Below are 17,923 nucleotides of genomic sequence, written 5' to 3'. Positions count from 1 at the left end.
GGGTTTCGTTGCCCGGCATTTGTTCTACACTGTGTAGAAGAGAAGTTTTCTACGCTACGTAGAAGTAACGTCATCGTACTTCGGTCCACCGCACAAAGGACAGCCATGGACGCTTTGGAAATCGCACGCTGGCAATTCGGTATCACTACCGTCTACCACTTCATGATGGTGCCCCTCACCATCGGCCTTGGTCTGGTTGTGGCCATCATCCAGACCATGTGGTACCGCACGGGAAAGCCCGAGTACCTGCGCATGACCAAGTTCTGGGGAAAGCTGTTCCTGATCAACTTCATCATGGGCGTGGCCACCGGCATCGTGCAGGAATTCCAGTTCGGCATGGCCTGGAGTGAGTACAGCCGCTTCGTAGGGGACGTCTTCGGTGCGCCTCTGGCCCTTGAAGCCCTGTTGGCCTTCTTCGTGGAGTCCACTTTCCTGGGTCTGTGGATCTTCGGCTGGAAGCAACTCAAGCGCGGAGTCCACCTGGCGTGCCTGTGGATTGCGGTGATCGGTTCCGTCTTCTCGGCGTACTTCATCATTGTGGCCAACTCGTGGATGCAGCACCCCGTGGGCGTCGAGATGGTGGACGGGCGCCCCGTCATGACCGATGCCTGGGCCGTCTTCACCAACAACACTGCGCTGGTTGCCGTGCCCCACACGCTGTTCGGTGCACTCGCTGTCGCGGGCGCCTTCCTGCTGGGCATCGCCTGGTACCACCTGTGGCGTCGGCGGCACGATGGCATCGACACTGTTGGCAAGGACGGCCGCATCATTCCCGGTGCCGCGCAGGACATCCCGGGGCGTGACAAGGCCGATTACACGGTCTGGATGAAGTCCCTGAGGATCGGTGCCGTAGTAGCCATGATTTCCTTCGCCGGCACGGCCATCACCGGTGACCTGCAGGGCAAGCTCATGTTCGAACAGCAACCCATGAAAATGGCTGCCGCCGAAGCCGCTTGCCACGACGGCACGGGCTTCTCGGTCCTCAGCGTGGGCAACCTCGGCGCTAAGAACTGCGACGACATCGTGGCAGTCATCGAAGTGCCCGGCATCCTTTCCTTCCTCGCCAAGGGAGACTTCACCACCGAGGTCAAGGGCGTGAACAGCCTCCTGGGCGAGTATAAGGAGAAGTACGGAACGCACCTGCCGGACAACCCGCTGTACGGTGACCGCGCAGGCCAGGAAATCCAGTACGTTCCCGTCATGGAAGTGACCTACTGGGGCTTCCGCATGATGATCGGGTTCGGCGGCATCGCAGCCTTCGCAGCCCTGCTGGCACTGTGGGTGACGCGCAAGGGTGTTGTTCCCGGCTCCAAGTGGCTGATGCGGCTCGCTGTCTTCGGCATCCTGGCACCGTTCGGCGCCAACGCAGCCGGATGGATCTTTACGGAAATGGGACGCCAGCCGTTCGTCGTGGCCCCCAACCCGGATATGAACGGCATCGACCAAGTGTTCATGTTTACCGCCGCAGCAGTCTCACCCGGCGTCAGCGCAGGAGAAATCATGGCGTCGCTGGTGGTGCTGACAGCCATCTACGCGGTGTTGCTGGTGGTGGAAGTGAAGCTGCTGGTCAAGTACGTCCGCGGCGGAGTTGCCTCCGCCATGCCGGAACTGGCACATGCCAACGACGGCGATGACGCCCGGGAGCGGCATGACAAAGACAACGACACTCCGGACAAGTCCGGGGACGACGTCCTGGCATTCGCCTACTAGGAGCAGGGGAAACTGACAATGGAACTGTTGCCAACCATCTGGTTCGTGGCCATCGCTGTGTTGTGGACCGGCTATCTCTTCCTTGAGGGCTTCGACCTTGGCGTCGGCATGCTCATGAAGCTGTTCGCACGCAACAACACTGACCGGCGCGTTCTCCTGAACACCATCGGCCCGGTCTGGGACGGCAACGAGGTGTGGTTGCTGACCGCGGCCGGGGCCACCTTCGCAGCCTTCCCGCTCTGGTACGCGTCCCTGTTCTCGGCTCTCTACCTGCCGCTGCTGGCTGTATTGGTTGCCCTGATCTTCCGTGCTGTCGCCTTCGAGTACCGCGGCAAGGTGGACTCGGAACGCTGGCGCAACCGCTGGGACTGGGCGATCGCCGTCGGGTCTTTCGTTGCCGCATTCGGTATTGGCGCGGCGCTCGCGCTCACCACCACGGGCCTTCCCTTGAACGCCAACGGAGACCGTGACGGCGGGCCATTGTCCTGGTTCAGTGGCTATGCGCTCCTGGGCGGTTTCGGTGTGGTCGCCTTTGCCCTGGTGCATGCCCTTGCATTCCTTGCCTTGAAGACCGACGGCGAGGTGCGGCACCGCGCCCGCCGCTGGTTTGTGCGGTTGGTCCCGGCAGCGGTCCTGCCCATGTTCGGCTGGATGGTGGCTGTCCAGTTCCTCAGCGGCAAACCGTGGACGTGGGCCCTGGTAGCTGTGGCAGTGGTTGCCGTAGTCCTCGCGTGGACACTGGCCCGCGCCGGGTCCGAGGGACGCGCCTTCGGGGCCCTGGGCGCCTTCATCGTGTGCGCCACTGCCTCAATCTTCGGGGCGGCGTTCCCCGTGGTCATTCCCTCCACTATCGACCCGGCCTTCAACCTGACCATTTCCAGCGCTTCATCGTCAGACTACACACTGGGCCTGATGAGCATTGTTGCCGCCGTGGGACTGCCGCTGGTGATCGCCTACCAGGCCTGGACCTACTGGGTCTTCAGAAGACGTGTCAGCGCGGCGCATATTCCCGAAGCGCACGGGTTCCTGCCCGCCATTGCATCAAAAGTACTCATTTCCAAGGACGGCGCCTCCACCAAGCCCGCACAACCGGGAAACTGACCGCTCGTGAAACCCGTTTTTCCTTCCGGACAAGCCACCCGCCCGGCGCTGTACGCCCTGGGACTGATGTCCGCGCTCAAGGCGTTGTCCCTGGTCCTTATGGCGCAGGCCGTGGCGGTGATGCTTGCCGGTCTGGCAACAGGCTCGTCCGAATGGAACAGCGGCCTGCTGTGGGGCGCAGTGGGAGCGGTGCTGAGGTCCTTGACCGTCTGGGGACAAGGCATCGCGGCCCGGCACGCCGCCTTGGGCGTCAAGGAGGAACTGCGCGCGCGGCTGCTGAGGCGGTCCCTGGACGACGGCGGCCCGTCTTCCGTTGAGGGGATGAACGACGGCGGCCTGGCCATACTGGCCACCCGCGGCCTGGATGCCCTGGACGACTACTACACCCAGTACCTGCCTGCCTTGGTCAACTGCGCCACGGTCCCGTTGCTGATCGGAGCCCGGATACTCTTCGCCGATTGGGTCAGTGCGGTGGTCATCGTCCTGACGGTGCCCCTGGTGCCGTTGTTCATGGTGCTGATCGGCCGGCACACAGAAGACAGCGTCAGGGATGCGCAGACGACCCTGCGAAAACTTTCCGGCCACATCCTGGAACTGGCCAAGGGGCTCCCGGTCTTGGTGGGACTCGGACGCGCCAGCGAGCAGCGCGCCGCCCTGGAGGAGATCTCCGAGCAGTACCGCAGCCGGACCATGGGCACACTCCGCACCGCCTTCCTGTCCGCCCTCGCCCTGGAGCTCATTGCCACCATTTCCGTTGCCGTGGTGGCCGTCTTCATCGGAGTGCGGCTGGTAGCGGGAGACATGGCGCTCGAAGCCGGTCTGCTGGCGCTGATCCTCGCTCCTGACTGCTACCTCCCATTGCGGGAACTGGGCACCGCCCATCACGCCAGCGACGACGGCCGGGCTGCCCTTGAAACCACCAACGCAGTGCTTGAAGCACCGTCGCAACAGCCAGTGCCGGATGCCGCAGGGACGGATCACGATGACATTGTGGTGACCGGCCTGACGGTGACCTACCGCGGACGGTCCGCTGCCGCCGTCGGACCTCTTGCTTTCATCGCCCCGAGGGGGAAGATCACCGCCCTCGATGGCCACAGCGGCGCCGGCAAGAGTACCGTCCTGGGCGTCCTTGCCGGACTCATCGGACAGGGCCCCGGAGCCACCGTGGCAGGACGAGTCACCGGAGCTGGGCCCGGGACGGTCGCCTGGGTTCCGCAGCATCCCAGCATGGCCTGTGAAACCGTCCAGCAGGAGATCGAGCTTTACCTTCAGGGTTACGACAAAGACGTGGAGCTGGCCGCGGCACGGGTCCTCCGAAACGCCTCGGCAGGCCACCTTGCAGGAAAGCATCCCGCCGAGCTCAGCCCGGGGGAGCTGCGTCGGGTAGCCCTGGCCCGGGGCCTGGCACGCGTGGAAGCAGGTGCGACGCTCCTGTTGCTCGACGAGCCCACAGCACACTTGGACGAAGCGTCGGCCGAGGCCATCCGCCGTACCATCGAGTCGCTGCGTGGCAGGACCACTGTCATCCTCGTGGCCCACGACGCCGCAACCCGCGCGCTCGCTGACCACCTTGTACAGCTCGGGCGGCCAGGACAAACACCTGGACCGGTGACAGCGCCAGCAGGGCGCGGCGCTGGGGTGGTCGGGCAATCCGCAGCCAAGGCGTGGGATGCCGCAACCGGGAAGGACGAACAGCTCCTGGGTGACGGGCCGGTGGACAGCACCGCCGGGAGCCTGAAACGACTGATGGGCGTCCTGCAACCGGTCAAGTGGAAGTTCGCGGCGGCCGGGATCATTGCCGTCCTTGCGGCGCTGTTCGCTGTGGCGCTGTCCGGCTTGTCGGGCTGGCTCATCATCAGGGCCAGCGAACAACCACCGATCCTCTACCTGTTGGGCGCGATTGTCGGCGTCAGGTTCTTCGGAATCGGACGTGCCGTCCTTCGGTATTGCGAACGCCTGCTGACCCACAACGCCGTTTTCGCCGCCATGACGCGTCTTCGTGGGGTGCTCTGGGCCACCCTGAGCCGCCGGGCGTTGTCCCTGCGACGCCTCCTCCAAGGTGGAAACGTCCTGGGTTCGATCGTGGACGACGTTGACACCCTGCGGGACCTCCTGCCGAGGGTGGCCCTGCCTCCGATTACAGCCGTCGCCGTGGGCGGGGCCGCCATCCTTGCCACAGGTATCGTCTTGCCGGCGGCGATGCCTTCCGTGCTGCTCACGTTCACCCTGGGCCTGGCAGTGGCGCCCCTGCTCGCCGTCCTGGCCGACCGCAATGCTGCGAAGGCAAGGCAGCACCTGCATTCGGAGGTGCTGCGGGGAGTTGCCGCGGCCCTGGACGCCCGCGCCGAGCTGCAAGCCAATAATGTCGGCGAACCACTGATCAGCGCCCTCTCGGCAAAGGACCGGGCGGCAACCCTTTCAGCGAAACGTTCGGCATGGGCAGAAGGCCTGGGCCAGGCGGTGGTTGTCCTTGGATGCTCTGTTTCAGCGCTCTGGGCCGGGGTGCTGAGTGTCCCGTCTGTCCTCGACGGCGGCGTTGCCCCTGAGCTCGTGGCTGTCATGGTTTTGATGCACCTTGCCTTGGTGGAACCTTTCGCGGGGATGGTCTCCGCTGTGCGCCAGGCGCCGGCACTCGCCGACGTCCTGAACAAGGTGGCAGCATCCGGGGCTTTGGACGCTGGTGACGGTCCCGGCACGCAGGAAGAGCACGACGGCGGAACGCAGCACCTGCCTGACCGGCCCGGCAGGCAAGGACTGGAGCTCAGCGGTGCCGCCGCGGCCTGGCCTGGCGGGCCCACCGTCTTTACCGGTGTCGAAGCCGTCGCGGAACCGGGCCGCTGGCTGGCTGTCACGGGTCCTTCCGGGGCAGGGAAGTCCACGCTCCTCTCCGTCCTCCTTGGATTCCTCCCCCTCACGGAGGGAACGGCGATGCTGACCGGCACCGCTGCATGGTGCCCCCAGGAAGCCCATCTCTTCGATTCCACGATCCGGGGAAACCTCCTGCTCAGCCGGCCTGCCGGCCGGAAGCCAGACGACGACGAGATGTACAAGGCGCTGGCCGCCGTCGGGCTAGATGCCGTGGTGAGGGCCCTTCCAGGTGGCTTGGACGCCCGTATTGGTCCCGGCGGCTCCTTCCTCAGCGGGGGCGAACGGCAGCGGCTCGCAATGGCCCGTACGTTGCTGACCGGCGCCTCCGTCTTGTTGCTCGATGAGCCCACCGCCCACTTGGATGCAGCCTCAGCGCGGGAAATGATGACCATCCTTCGTGCCGGGCTGAAGGACGTCACGGTGGTCCTGGTGACCCACAATCCCGAGGACATCGACCCTTCGGACGCCCGGCTGGAACTGCCGGCCAGGAGGACACCCGCGGTTGCCCAGGACACGGAGGAGCTGGTGGCGGGGCCAGGGCCTCAGTAGCCTGAGGACATGACTTTCGACGCCGCAAGCCACTGCCTTCCTGATGCGGGAACCACCGGACTCCGCTGGCGGCCCGCCACCACCGATGACCTCGATGGGTGGGCCGGATTGATCGCCCGGACGGCCGCCGTCGAACATCCTGTCTGGTTCGAAAAGCGTGGCGATTTGGTCCACATCCTGGAGTCCACCAAGAACCCGCCGCAAACGAGCACGCTGCTGGGCTTTGACGCCACAGGCGTGCCACGTGCATACGGCCGTATCGCCAAGAATCCCGACGGCGACAAAGCCACCGGGATGGCATGTGTCGACCCTCAATGGCAGCAACGCGGCATCGGTTCAGCGGTCCTTGCGTGGCAGGAGCAGCAGGCCCGCAAACGCTTTGATGCCGACGCCGCGGCTGGGCATCCGGCGAGCCCGCCAAGGCTCCGTATCCAGACCGAGCAGCAGCACGAACACCAGGGGAAACTCCTGATGGGTCACGGTTATAACGCCGTTCGCTGGTTCAATGAGATGCACAGGCCCCTGGCGGACCAACTGCCCGCTGCGTCCTTGCCGGACGGGTTCGAACTCAGGACCCTTGAGGCCGCGCTCTTTGAGCCCGTGCGAATGGCCCACAACGATGCGTTCAGGGACCATTGGGGGAGCGAGCCACGGGACGAGGAATCGTGGCGCTTCACGATGGATGAACCCACGGGAAGGCACGACCTCAGCGCCGTGGTGATCGATGCTTCCACCGGTGCAGTGGCCGGGTACCAACTGACCAGCCACGACCCCCATTCTGCCGTCGAGCGCGGATTCAAGGAAGGTTACACGGAGCTGCTTGGCGTCCGGCGCGCCTACCGCGGTCGCGGCATCGCCCAGGCCCTTCTTGCTGACGCCATGCGCCGCTACGCCCTGGCCGGAATGGATGTGGCGTCCCTTGATGTCGACTCGGCCAACCCCACGGGCGCGCTGGAACTCTATCTGGGCATGGGGTACACCCCGGTGAACCGCAGCATGACGTGGGAGAAAATGCTCTAGCCGTCCACGTCGTGCAGATGGTGGACCACGTCATGCAGGAAGTACCGGGAAAACGTCAGCACAGTGAAGGAGGAACCGTTGCTGCGGATTCCGGTGCGTTGCCAGTCATCCTCCACCACGCGGGCAAAGGATTCCGCGATGACAGTGCCTTCGGTTTCCAGCTCGTCAGCCACGGTAGCGGGGTCCGCCGAGCCGTAGTCGCCATCGATCGCGGCCTGGTCCTGGTCCCAATTGGCAAAGCGTGCATCGTCCTCGGTGAGCATCAGGTTCAGGCGCTGGTCGAAGAGGCTGAAGACATCGCGAACATGGCAGGCATATTCCAAGGCAGACCAGGTGTGGTCGTTCGGGCGTGCGGCGACGTCGTCGCGGCGCAGGACCGCGCGCCACCGGGGGAGCATGTTCAGGACCGTGCCAGGCACCGTTGCCGGCGTCACAGTGGCGGGGTCGAAACCACATTCAGGGCACGGCTCGGAGAGGACCCAGGTCCAGTCTTTTTCATCAGGGATGATCGGCATGCCGCCAGTCTAAGCTCCCGGCGTCCGCCTACCCTGCAGGACCGTAAATTCCGCTGCCGTTAGCGATTACTTCCGGTGCGGCCCAGGAGTAAAGTTCGTTCCGGGAGGAGAGCCGGAAAGAGAAAACAATGCTCAAGGATCAGCAGGTTGGTGCCGTCCTACCGGCACACGACATCGCCCGGGCACGCGCTTACTACAGCGAAAAGCTCGGACTTGAACCCGACAATCCGGACGCCGATGACAACCTCCAGTACAGGTGCGGCGGCGGGACCGGATTCCTCATCTACCAAACCTCCAACGCGGGCACGGCAAAGAACACCCAAATAGGCTGGATGGTCGATGATGTCGAAGCCACAGTCGCTGAGCTGCGGGACAAAGGGGTGAAGTTTGAGGACTACGATTTCCCGGGACTGAAAACCGAGAACGGCATTGCCACCATGCCGGACGGGGAGAAGGCAGCGTGGTTCCTTGACAGCGAAGGAAACATACTGAGCATCAACCAAAACGGCTGACGCGGCAAGGGGCGCATGGCCACCCCAACAACAGGGGCCGGCGGTTTAACCGCCGGCCCTCGCCATGCCCTACTCTGCTGGAATATCAGGCCACGCCATGCTCGGCCCGATTGCTTCCACGGGCTGTGACAACGGCACGCCGGAGCCATCCCGCCGCCCGTGCTCAAGGGGAAGGGCCCGGGCCACTCCGGCCGCGGATGAGGCCTTGGCCGGTCCATGCCCTGCCCAAGCCAGCAGCAGCGTGTCTTCACCCTTGAGGAAACGGTGGACCCGGACGCCACCGGTGGCGCGGCCCTTTGCCGGGTACTCCTCGAAGGCGGTCACCTTGGCCGTTCCGGGTGCCGTACCCGGCAAGGCGCCGTTCGTCCCCGCGATGGTCACGACGACGGCGGCGGGGTCGTTGGCGCGCACGGTACCGAAGTGGATCACTTCGTCGCCCGCGGCCAACTTGATGCCGGCCATGCCGCCGGCCGTCCGCCCCTGCGGACGGACGTTGGAGGCGCTGAACCGCAGCAGTTGGGCTTGCCGGGTCACAAAGACGAGATCGACGTCGTCCTCCTGCGCGGGCTCCACGGCCAAAACCGAGTCCTTGTCCTTCAGGGAGATGATCTCCCAATCCTCGCGGTTCAGCGGATAGTCCGGCTGCACGCGCTTCACGACACCCTGGACGGTACCCAGTGCGAGAATGGCGTCCAAGGGAACAAAGGCCACCAGGGTCTCGCCCTTGAGCAAGGTAATGAAGTCCTTGGCAGGAACACCCCCTGCCAGGTTGGGAAGTCCCGAGACCGGTGGCAGGACCGGCATGTCCATCACTTGCAGCCGAAGCATCCTGCCCTGCGAGGTCACTGCCCCGATTTCGCCCCGGGCGGTGGTCTTGACCACGGACCGGAAGACATCGTGCTTGGTGCGTGGGCCAGCCTCGGCCAATGGTTCCTGGTTGGAGGTCCTGGCGATCTGCCCGGAGGCGCTTAGCAAGGCCCAGCAAGGATCGTCGGGAATCTCCAAAGGCAGTGCGGCTGCCTTCCCCTTGGGGCCGGGAGCTGCAGCGAGGGCGGCTGCGACAGTGGGTGAAACGGCCTCGGATTCCAACAGCACGGTCCGCCGGGGCGTGCCGTACTTTTCGGCGATTTCACCCAGCTCGCCGGAGACGAGGTCGCGGAGCAATGCGTCAGAAGCCAGGATGGCTTCAAGTGCTTCGATCTCGCGGCGGAGTTCGTCCTGTTCCTTCTCCAGTTCAAGCCGGGAGTACTTGGTCAGTTGCCGCAGCCGCAGCTCCAGGATGTAGTTGGCCTGGATCTCGGTGAGGTCGTAGATGGACATGAGCCGTTCGCGGGCCGCCGATGCCTCATCGGAGGAGCGGATGATCTGGATGACCTCGTCGATGTCTACGATCGCGATCAGCAGGCCCTCCACCAGGTGGAGCCGGTCCTTCTTCTTGCCCAGGCGGAACGAGGTACGCCGGCGCACCACGTTGAGCCGGTGCTCCACGTACACCCGCAGCAAATCCAGGAGTCCCAGGGTTTGCGGTTGGCCGTCCACCAGGGTGACGTTGTTGATCCCGAAGGAGTCTTCCATGGGGGAGTAGCGGTAGAGCTGCTGCAGCACGGCGTTCGGGTTGAAGCCGTTCTTCAGCTCGATGACCAGCCGCAGGCCGTGGTTGCGGTCGGTGAGGTCAACGACATCGCTGATGCCGGTCAGCTTCTTGGCGTTGACGGCGTCCTTGATCTTCTCAATGACCTTCTCAGGGCCCACCATGTACGGAAGCTCTGTAACCACCAGGCCCGTGCGGCGGGCCGACAACTGCTCTACCTCCACCTTGGCCCGTGTCTTGAAGGAGCCACGGCCGGTGGCGTAAGCGTCGCGGATTCCATCCAGTCCCACGATGCGGCCACCGGTGGGAAGATCCGGCCCCGGGATGAAGCGCATGATCTCATCCAGGGTTGCGTCGGGATTGGCGATCAGGTGCCGTGCCGCCGCGATGACCTCCACCAGGTTGTGCGGGGCCATGTTGGTGGCCATGCCCACCGCGATGCCCGTGGTGCCGTTGACCAGCAGGTTGGGGAAAGCCGCAGGAAGGACGTCCGGCTGGGTCAGCTGGTTGTCGTAGTTGGGGACAAAGTCCACCACGTCCTCGTCGAGGTGGTCTGTCATGGTCAAGGCCGCAGCGGCCAGGCGCGCCTCGGTGTAACGCGGAGCTGCAGGGCCGTCGTCGAGCGAGCCAAAGTTGCCATGGCCATCAATGAGCGGCAAGCGCAACGAGAAGTCCTGCGCCATGCGAACCATGGCGTCGTAGATGGCGGCGTCACCGTGGGGGTGGAGTTTACCCATCACCTCGCCCACAACGCGGGCACTCTTGACGTGTCCGCGTTCCGGACGCAGGCCCATGTCCGACATCATGTACAAAATGCGGCGTTGGACAGGCTTGAGCCCGTCGCGCGCATCCGGGAGGGCGCGTGAATAGATCACCGAGTAGGCGTACTCCAGGAAGGAGCCTTCCATCTCGGAAGTGACGTCAATGTCGACGATGTTCTCAGTGAAATCGCCAAGCGGTTCGGCTTTGCGTGCGGAAGTTTGGCTGCGGGCCATGGGGCAGGAAAATCCTCGAAAGTTGTACTACGGATGTTTTAGCTAGGCTAAGCCTATGGTGGATCAGCCCGGCGTCGGCATTTATCCGGAATATTGGGAGGCCGATGTCGTCTTGCGCGACGGAGGAACCGCCCACCTGCGCCCCATACGGCCCGAAGACGCAGATGCCCTGCAGGCCTTCCACGCGGGCCAGTCCCAGGCCTCCATCTACATGCGCTTCTTCTCGTTCAAGCCGCGGCTGTCCGGGAAGGAAGTGCGGCGTTTCACGGAAGTGGACCACCTCAACCGCGTGGCCTTCGTGATCACCATTGGTGGTGAAATCATGGGCATTGGCCGCTACGACCGCCTCGATGACCCCAGCGAAGCCGAGGTTGCATTCAACATTTCGGACGCCCATCAGGGCCGCGGCATCGGTTCGATCCTCCTGGAACACCTGGCGGTCGCCGCCAGGGAGAACGGCATCCGTCGGTTCACCGCCGAGGTCCTGCCCGACAACCGCAAGATGCTGATGGTGTTCGCAGACGCCGGGTACGACCTCAAACGGCAATTCGACGACGGTGTGGTCAGTGTCGAGTTCAACATCGACCCCACTGAGAAATCACGGGCAGTCATGGAGTCCCGCGAGCACCGTGCGGAGGCTCGCAGCGTACGGGACCTCCTGTCGCCGTCGTCCGTGGCTGTCATAGGTGCCAGCCGCAAGTGGGGAACGGTCGGCTACCAACTGCTTGAGCACATCATCGAAGGTGGCTTCAAGGGGCCCGTTTACGCCGTCAACCCCGAAGCATTTGAGCTCGCCGGCATGATCTCGTTCTCGAAATTGTCCGAGATTCCCGGCCCGGTCCAGTTGGCGATCGTTGCAGTGCCTTATGAAGAAGTGCCCAAGGTGGTGGACGATTGCGCGGCGGCCGGGGTCAAGGGGATTGTGGTGGCCACTGCGGGATTCGCCGACGACGGCGAGCGGGGCTTGGCGCGCCAGCATGAGCTGGTACGCCGGGCACGGGCCAACGGTATGCGCGTTATCGGTCCGGAGTCGCTCGGGATCCTGAACACGCACCCGGCGGTCTCCTTGAATGCTTCCATGGCCCCCGCCATGCCTCCGCGCGGGAGCCTGGGCCTGTTCAGCCAGTCGGCTGCCGTGGGCGTGGCGGTATATGCGGCCGCCAGCCGCCGTCGACTGGGATTGTCCTCCTTCCTGTCCGCCGGCAACCGCGCCGATGTCTCCGGCAACGATGTCATGCAGTACTGGGAGGACGACGCCGACACGTCCGCCGTCGGGCTCTACCTGGAGTCCATCGGCAACCCCCGCAAGTTCTCCCGGCTGGCGCGCAGGCTCTCACGCAGCAAGCCGGTGATTGTTGCCAAGTCGGACGTCACTGGCCTCACGCTACCGCCTGGCCACGAGGTCCGGACTACCCAGGCGCCATCAGCTGCCTTGGACGCCATGATGCGCCAGGCCGGTGTCATCCGGGTCGACACCATCGAACAACTCATGGACATCGCCCAGATCGCCTCCTCCCAGGCGCTGCCCCAAGGGCCGGGGCTGGCGGTGTACTCCAACTCCGTCGCCTTGGCCAAAGTGGTGGCCGACAGCGCGGTTCCGCTGGGCCTGGACGTCAATCGCCTGGTCACTGAGGTGGACCTCGACGCCGGTATGTCACTTGCGCTGCCGGCGCTGCGGGCCAGCCTGCAGGAAAGCCTTGCAGACGATTCTGTCCACGCCGTGGTGGCCGCCCTCCTCCCGGCCCGCGGCCTGACCGTGGAGGCGCTCGCAGGTGTCCTCGCCGAATGCGCCGAGGAGGCCGGGAAGCCCGTTATCGCGGCCTTCACGGGAATCCTCGACCCTTCTGTCCATGTGGAGGGCATGGTGGGCTCCGCGGGGAAGCCACCCTTGCCGTGCTACTCCAACGCCGGCGCGGCAGTAGCGGCACTGGCTGCCATCGTCCGCTATGCCCAGTGGCGGGACCGCGACCACGGACTTTTCGTCGAGCCTGAGGGCTGCGACGTCGACGGCACACGTGAGAGGCTGGCGGCCATGCTGGCCGGTGTCACCGGCGAAAAGATCAGGAAGCTCGACGCCGGTGCAGCTGCGGCATTGCTGGCAGGCTACGGCATCGCGGTGCTGCCGAGCATTGGTTTCGGCACCGATGAGGAGGCCATCGAAGCGGCTGAGGCCGTGGGGTGGCCGGTGGTGTTGAAGACGACCGACCCGGCCCTCCGGCACAGGTTGGACCTGGGTGGGGTGCGCCTGGACATCCAGGATGCCCAATCGCTGCGGCAGAACATCGCGCAGATGCGCCGCGCACTGGAGCCGTTCGGCTCACCCTCGCTGGAAGTCCAAGCCATGGCTCCGGTGGGGCAAGCCTGCACTTTCCGTGCCATGGAGGACCCTCTCCTGGGGCCCGTGGTCTCGTTTGGGTTGGCCGGTGACGCCGTGAACCTTCTGGATGACTGGGCGCACAGGGTGCCGCCGCTCTCGGCTGCCGACTTGCATGATGTCATCCGGTCACCACGGGCGTCGCGGAAACTTTTTGGGTACCAGGGCCTCCCGGCAGTGGATGTGGCAGCCCTTGAGGACATCGCCGCCAGGCTTGCCAAGCTCAAGGATGACCACCCCGGGATTGCGCTGGTGGAGTTCAACCCGGTTCTTGCGGGGCCCGGAGGCGCGAAGATCCTGGGGGCCGAAGTGTGGATCGGCAACGCGGCCCAGCGCACGGACAGTGCCCGCCGGGCGATGCGGAGTTAGCCACAGGCAAGCGGTGGGCGGTTAGGAAGTCCCCAAGCGATCTGTGAAAATGGGGGAATGAGCACCCAGTCTCCGACGCCTCAATCCCGCCCGTCCAACAATGGGAACCATGCCGCGCACAACCACAGCTCGCAGGGACAAAGCCTGGAGCAGGCCCTGCAGCAGGCCGGTTTCTACCCCCGGTTGGTGGCCGACGTCGTCGATGACGCCTTGGATGGCCGCGAGTGCTTGTCACACCTGGTCCACCTGGAGACGCACTTCGACCGCGCGGAGGTCCGGCGCCACATCACCGTGCTGGTGCTGACGGAAGACATGCTGGTGATCACCCATGTCGATGACCAGCAGCTGGACGAGGCAGGCGAGCAGATCGTTGCGCAGATCTCCACGGAGTCAGTGCCCGTTGCCCAGATCCGCTCGGTGGTCCTCAGCTACATGTACTCCCAGCCGCAAAACTACAAGTCCTCCGATCCCGTCCGGGAGCTGACCGTATCCATCGCGTGGTCGGGTGGGCAGCGGCTGGACATGGGGCCGGCAAGCTGTGGGGATCCCCAGTGTGAGGCTGATCACGGCTACACCGGGACCATCGCCCAGGAAGACATCGTGCTGCGCATCAGCGCCGAAGCTGACGGGCTTCAGGCTGTCCAGGACGCCAAACTCTTTGCGCGCGCCCTGCGTGCAGTCAACACGGGAAACCCGGCCCCGGTCCAGCACTCCAGTATTCCGGCCCCCAGGCCTCGTTCGGGCGTTTTCAGCAACCGCCTGAGCCGCGGGCACCAGCGTTGAGCGACACCGCGCAGACGCCTGCGTCGACGACGACAACCGAGCTTCCGGCACCACCGCTCTTCGGGACCAAATCGATCGCTGAAGTTCTGACGAGTTCCGCGGCAGCCCTCGGTGTCCCCGGTTTCACCAACCAGCTCCAGCTGCCATCCACCCAGCGTGTCTGCGTTGTCCTCGCCGATGGACTGGGACGGAACCTGCTCAAGCAGAAGGCCTCCCACACACCGTTCCTGCGTTCGATTGTTGCCTCAGGCCAAGGGAACGTCCCGAGCTGGCTGGATGCTGCCTTTCCCAGCACCACGGCAGCTTCCCTGGCGAGCCTTGGCACAGGGCTGCCGGCCGGACACCACGGAATGGTCGGCTATGACGTGCTGGACCCCGCCCAGGACAAGGTGGTCAACCTTCTTGGCAACTGGGACGCCCAGGTGGATCCAGCGACGTGGCAGCCCCATCCAACGGTCTTTGAACGCGTAGCCCAGGAGCTGGACGTTGTCACCGTGAGCCTGCCCCAGTTCGGCAACTCGCCCATGACACAAGCAGCGCTGCGCGGGAGTCGCTTCGTGGGTGGGACGTCCCTGCACGCCCGGACCGCCGCGGCCGCCGAGGCCATGTCCGGCGGTGGCCGGTCGCTGATGTACTTCTACGCCAACGAATTGGACAAGGCAGGTCACCGCTACGGATGCCAGTCCGAGCGCTGGGAGCACCAGATCGAGGAGCTTGACTCCACGGTAAAGCGGCTTTCCGCGACACTGCCTGCAGGCACCACCATCCTGTTGACCGGTGACCACGGCATGCTGGACGTCCCGGAATCCCAGCGGATCGACTACTCGGCCGATGAGTCGCTGGTGGCAGGTGTCCGGCACACAGCGGGTGAACCCCGCATGGTGCATCTCTACTTGGAAACCGATGCCACTGATGCCCACCGCATTTCGCTGGTGGATGCCTGGAGGCGGCGGTTTGGCGAGAGGATCTGGGTCTTCACGCGCGAACAAGCCGTGGCCGCCGGGCTGTTCGGCGACGTTCTTCCTTCTGTTGCTCCCAGGATCGGCGATGTCATGATTGCGGCCAGGGATACGCTGGCCCTGTACGACACCCGCCGCGTGCGTCCGTCCTCACTGGAAGTCGTGGGGCAGCATGGTTCCTTGACCCGGGCTGAGCGCGAAGTGCCTCTTGTGTGCTTCAGTGCAACCGGCAGGAAGGGCAAACGTGGCTGAACTGGTCTTTTTCTCCGGGACCATGGACTGCGGTAAATCGACGCTGGCGCTGCAAATGGACCACAACCACCGCGCCCGAGGACGTGGTGGTGTCCGGTTCAGCCGAAACGACCGGGCCGGCGATTCCGTGATTTCGAGCCGCTTGGGCCTGCAGACCGATGCAGTGGAAGTCCAAGACGCAACCGATTTCTGGGATGAAGTAGTGATCCGCCGAACCAGTGGACTCCGGGTGGACTACCTGATCTGTGACGAAGCCCAGTTCTACTCACCGGGCCAGGTCGAACAGTTGGCACGGGTGGTGGATGAGATGGACGTGGATGTCTTTGCGTTCGGCATCACATCTGATTTCAGAACCCGATTGTTCCCCGGCTCACAGCGGCTCATTGAGCTGGCGGACAGGGTCCAGGTCCTGCAGGTCGAGGCGCTGTGCTGGTGCGGCCGAAGGGCTACCCAGAACGCCCGGACGCTCAACGGCATCATGGTGGTGGAAGGCGAACAGGTCATGGTGGGCGATGTCGCACCTGCCTCCGGAGACAGCGAAGGCCGGTCCGATGCCGGCGTCGTGGGCTATGAAACGCTGTGCCGCCGTCACTACATGCGAAGGGTCACCGCCCACGGGGCCAACCTTATGGCCGGCGCCGATCAGCCCTTGCCGTTCGACATCGATGCGTGCCTCTGGCCGGGAGCCGGACAGCCTGGCATACAAGGCCAGCCGGGCACTCAGAGCTAGTCTCCGCGCGCTCCGAAGACGATCTCATCCCAACTGGGAATGCTCGACCTCTTGGGCCGGGCCGGCTGGCGTTCTGCCGGTGGTTCGACGTGTTGCCGGGCGGCCGGTTCGCCGCCCTCTTCCGAGGGTGCTTCGTCTGTGGGTGCAACGTCGCCACTGACGTCTTCAGCGTGGCCGCCGTCGTCATTTACACGTGCTTCAGCCGCCGGGCCGCCGCCCAGCAACTCGTCGAGGCCGGCCGGTTTGCGGCCCACAAGGGGTGTGACAGGACGGAGCGGGCTCGCCACGACGGTGATCTCCCGGGTATCGGTGCTTACGCCATTGTGGAGCTTCAGGGAATCGTCTTCGTCATCGGCTTCGAAGTGGCGCGGCGCGAGGCTCAACCGGGACAGCATCGAGGGCCGGCCTTCCCTGCGGGCAAGTTCCTCTTCCACGGAAACCTCGGAGCCGCGGTTCGCGTCGTCGGTTTCGGTCGGCAACTCGGCCTCGTCCTCGCCCGGACGGGGGTGGGCCGCAGGCACGTTGCTCAGCAAGACAGCCAAGGCGTCGTCGCCGTCCTCGTCGACGCCAAGGCGCTGGCCGCGGCGTGAGCGGAGCATATCCAGGAGGCTGTCCGATTCCTTGGCGGAAGCGCGCGCAGCCGTTTCGGCGTCGGTTTCAAAATCGAAGGGACGGTCGGAGACCGCGGCGAGGCGCCGGGCAGGTACCGGGCCGTCGAGTGGCTCCAGTTCGCTGAGCTGCTGGGCCCAACGGTTTGCGTTCTGCAAAGACTTGCGTTGGGGGCTGAAGGTCCACATCGCCGGTGGCTCCTCGCCGATACTGCCGTGCGTGCCGGGAACGGTGTCGAACCTGGCAACAACAGTCCAGGAACCGTCGGGGCGGCGCCATGAATCCCACTCCACTGTCGACGCGTCGATGCCGTGTGCGGAAAGCCTGTGCTCCACCATTTCGCCCAGGGTGGCCGGTGCGTCTCCGAATGCGGAACGGTAGGCGTCATGGCCCGGAGCCGGGGCGGCAACTTCAATCCCACGGGCCTGGCGGGCAACGTACTCGCGCTCGGCGAGGACCGGACCCTCGTAGCGCTGGACGTTTGCCAGTGGCAGGCCTGAGAGTTCGGAAACTTCTGCTGCGGTCGCACCGCTGCGGATTCTGGCCTGGATATCCCTGGGGGACATGGCAATGGGCGTGTTGGAGGCGCGGGCGGCCACCTGTGCCGGTGTCCGGATCGCGGCTGCCCTCAAAGCCTCGTCGATCGGAAGCTGGAACATCGCACCGCCCGGGCCGCTTAAGAGCAGGTGCCCGCCGTCGTCGTGGACGCCTACCAGCCGTAGATCCTGCATAACACCCTCCACCATGGCATAACTGACATTCGAAACTCTGCCACCAGCAGGGAGCATTTCCTACTAGGAGCGAGGGCGTGCCGTGATTTTCCGCAGAAAGCGGGCAGATCGGGAGCATCAGCGGGTCCAGGAGGGCGCTATGGACTTTTGCTGGGCGGCGGAGGACAATCTGGCCGATATCGGGCACAAATCCGACGTGCCCGGTGTTGCATACACCGGGCGGCACGAGAGGGTGTTGCCCGGGATCCCACCCAC

Annotated in this window: 12 protein-coding genes; 9 read left to right on the top strand and 3 right to left on the bottom strand. The window is 64.8% G+C overall.

Translation table 11 applies throughout. The features are described from left to right. The first annotated feature begins 105 nt into the window (after positions 1–105). The 4 genes from PQ627_RS02785 to PQ627_RS02770 are packed head-to-tail and all read left to right on the top strand — an operon-like array spanning position 106 to position 7,248. Positions 106–1,710 carry a cytochrome ubiquinol oxidase subunit I gene (locus PQ627_RS02785; RefSeq protein ID WP_274258251.1) on the top strand — a complete coding sequence of 535 codons (1,605 nt, stop codon included), beginning with the start codon at positions 106–108 and terminating at the stop codon, positions 1,708–1,710. Positions 1,711–1,728: 18 nt separating this feature from the next. Continuing rightward, a complete protein-coding gene (cydB, locus tag PQ627_RS02780; RefSeq protein ID WP_144662531.1) occupies positions 1,729–2,811 on the top strand; it encodes a cytochrome d ubiquinol oxidase subunit II in 1,083 nt (360 codons plus the stop codon). Between the two features lie 6 nt (positions 2,812–2,817). Further along, entirely contained in the window at positions 2,818–6,228 is a 3,411-nt protein-coding gene (gene cydD, locus PQ627_RS02775; RefSeq protein WP_274258250.1) for a thiol reductant ABC exporter subunit CydD, read from the top strand. Positions 6,229–6,237: 9 nt separating this feature from the next. Continuing rightward, entirely contained in the window at positions 6,238–7,248 is a 1,011-nt protein-coding gene (locus PQ627_RS02770) for a GNAT family N-acetyltransferase (protein WP_274258249.1), read from the top strand. On the opposite strand, the gene PQ627_RS02765 is transcribed toward PQ627_RS02770, so the two are convergent. Further along, the gene (locus PQ627_RS02765; RefSeq protein ID WP_274258248.1) at positions 7,245–7,763 is read right to left on the bottom strand and encodes a DinB family protein; all 519 of its coding nucleotides are present in this window, start codon (positions 7,761–7,763) and stop codon (positions 7,245–7,247) included. The two genes, PQ627_RS02770 and PQ627_RS02765, sit on opposite strands and share 4 nt — an antisense overlap. Positions 7,764–7,891: 128 nt before the next feature. Here PQ627_RS02765 and PQ627_RS02760 point away from each other — a divergent pair, with 128 nt between their 5' ends. Beyond that, positions 7,892–8,275, top strand: coding sequence for a VOC family protein (locus tag PQ627_RS02760; protein WP_144662527.1), 384 nt, complete (start codon positions 7,892–7,894; stop codon positions 8,273–8,275). Positions 8,276–8,344: 69 nt separating this feature from the next. Here the strand turns inward: PQ627_RS02760 and PQ627_RS02755 are convergent, their stop codons facing one another. Then, positions 8,345–10,861, bottom strand: coding sequence for a DNA gyrase/topoisomerase IV subunit A (locus PQ627_RS02755; protein WP_274258247.1), 2,517 nt, complete (start codon positions 10,859–10,861; stop codon positions 8,345–8,347). Positions 10,862–10,916: 55 nt separating this feature from the next. Here PQ627_RS02755 and PQ627_RS02750 point away from each other — a divergent pair, with 55 nt between their 5' ends. From PQ627_RS02750 to PQ627_RS02735, 4 genes are read left to right on the top strand one after another with little or no spacing between them, the layout of a single operon-like run. Beyond that, complete coding sequence (locus PQ627_RS02750; protein WP_274258246.1) at positions 10,917–13,604, top strand: bifunctional acetate--CoA ligase family protein/GNAT family N-acetyltransferase; 2,688 nt, start codon at positions 10,917–10,919, stop codon at positions 13,602–13,604. 57 nt (positions 13,605–13,661) lie between these two features. Next, positions 13,662–14,387 (top strand): DUF5998 family protein, encoded by a 726-nt coding sequence (locus tag PQ627_RS02745; protein WP_144662524.1) that lies wholly within the window; start codon positions 13,662–13,664, stop codon positions 14,385–14,387. Beyond that, positions 14,384–15,598 carry an alkaline phosphatase family protein gene (locus PQ627_RS02740; protein ID WP_274258245.1) on the top strand — a complete coding sequence of 405 codons (1,215 nt, stop codon included), beginning with the start codon at positions 14,384–14,386 and terminating at the stop codon, positions 15,596–15,598. The genes PQ627_RS02745 and PQ627_RS02740 overlap by 4 nt, the downstream gene beginning before the upstream one ends. Continuing rightward, positions 15,591–16,328, top strand: coding sequence for a thymidine kinase (locus tag PQ627_RS02735; RefSeq protein WP_274258244.1), 738 nt, complete (start codon positions 15,591–15,593; stop codon positions 16,326–16,328). Before PQ627_RS02740 ends, PQ627_RS02735 begins: the two co-directional genes overlap by 8 nt. Here PQ627_RS02735 and sepH read toward each other — a convergent pair. Continuing rightward, a complete protein-coding gene (sepH, locus tag PQ627_RS02730) occupies positions 16,325–17,668 on the bottom strand; it encodes a septation protein SepH (protein WP_274258243.1) in 1,344 nt (447 codons plus the stop codon). The two genes, PQ627_RS02735 and sepH, sit on opposite strands and share 4 nt — an antisense overlap. Between the last annotated feature and the right edge of the window lie 255 nt (positions 17,669–17,923).

Source organism: Paenarthrobacter sp. AB444, from assembly GCF_028736865.1.
In the GTDB taxonomy this organism is placed as follows: Bacteria; Actinomycetota; Actinomycetes; order Actinomycetales; family Micrococcaceae; genus Arthrobacter; species Arthrobacter nicotinovorans_B.
This window is presented reverse-complemented; position numbering and strand designations above follow the sequence as displayed.

Coding starts and splice junctions, on each gene's coding strand:
- PQ627_RS02750 (WP_274258246.1), top strand. CDS start 10,917: ATGGTGGATCAGCCCGGCGTCGGCATTTATCCGGAATATTGGGAGGCC.
- PQ627_RS02770 (WP_274258249.1), top strand. CDS start 6,238: ATGACTTTCGACGCCGCAAGCCACTGCCTTCCTGATGCGGGAACCACC.
- cydB (WP_144662531.1), top strand. CDS start 1,729: ATGGAACTGTTGCCAACCATCTGGTTCGTGGCCATCGCTGTGTTGTGG.
- sepH (WP_274258243.1), bottom strand. CDS start 17,668: ATGCAGGATCTACGGCTGGTAGGCGTCCACGACGACGGCGGGCACCTG.
- PQ627_RS02755 (WP_274258247.1), bottom strand. CDS start 10,861: ATGGCCCGCAGCCAAACTTCCGCACGCAAAGCCGAACCGCTTGGCGAT.
- PQ627_RS02785 (WP_274258251.1), top strand. CDS start 106: ATGGACGCTTTGGAAATCGCACGCTGGCAATTCGGTATCACTACCGTC.
- PQ627_RS02765 (WP_274258248.1), bottom strand. CDS start 7,763: ATGCCGATCATCCCTGATGAAAAAGACTGGACCTGGGTCCTCTCCGAG.
- PQ627_RS02760 (WP_144662527.1), top strand. CDS start 7,892: ATGCTCAAGGATCAGCAGGTTGGTGCCGTCCTACCGGCACACGACATC.
- PQ627_RS02745 (WP_144662524.1), top strand. CDS start 13,662: ATGAGCACCCAGTCTCCGACGCCTCAATCCCGCCCGTCCAACAATGGG.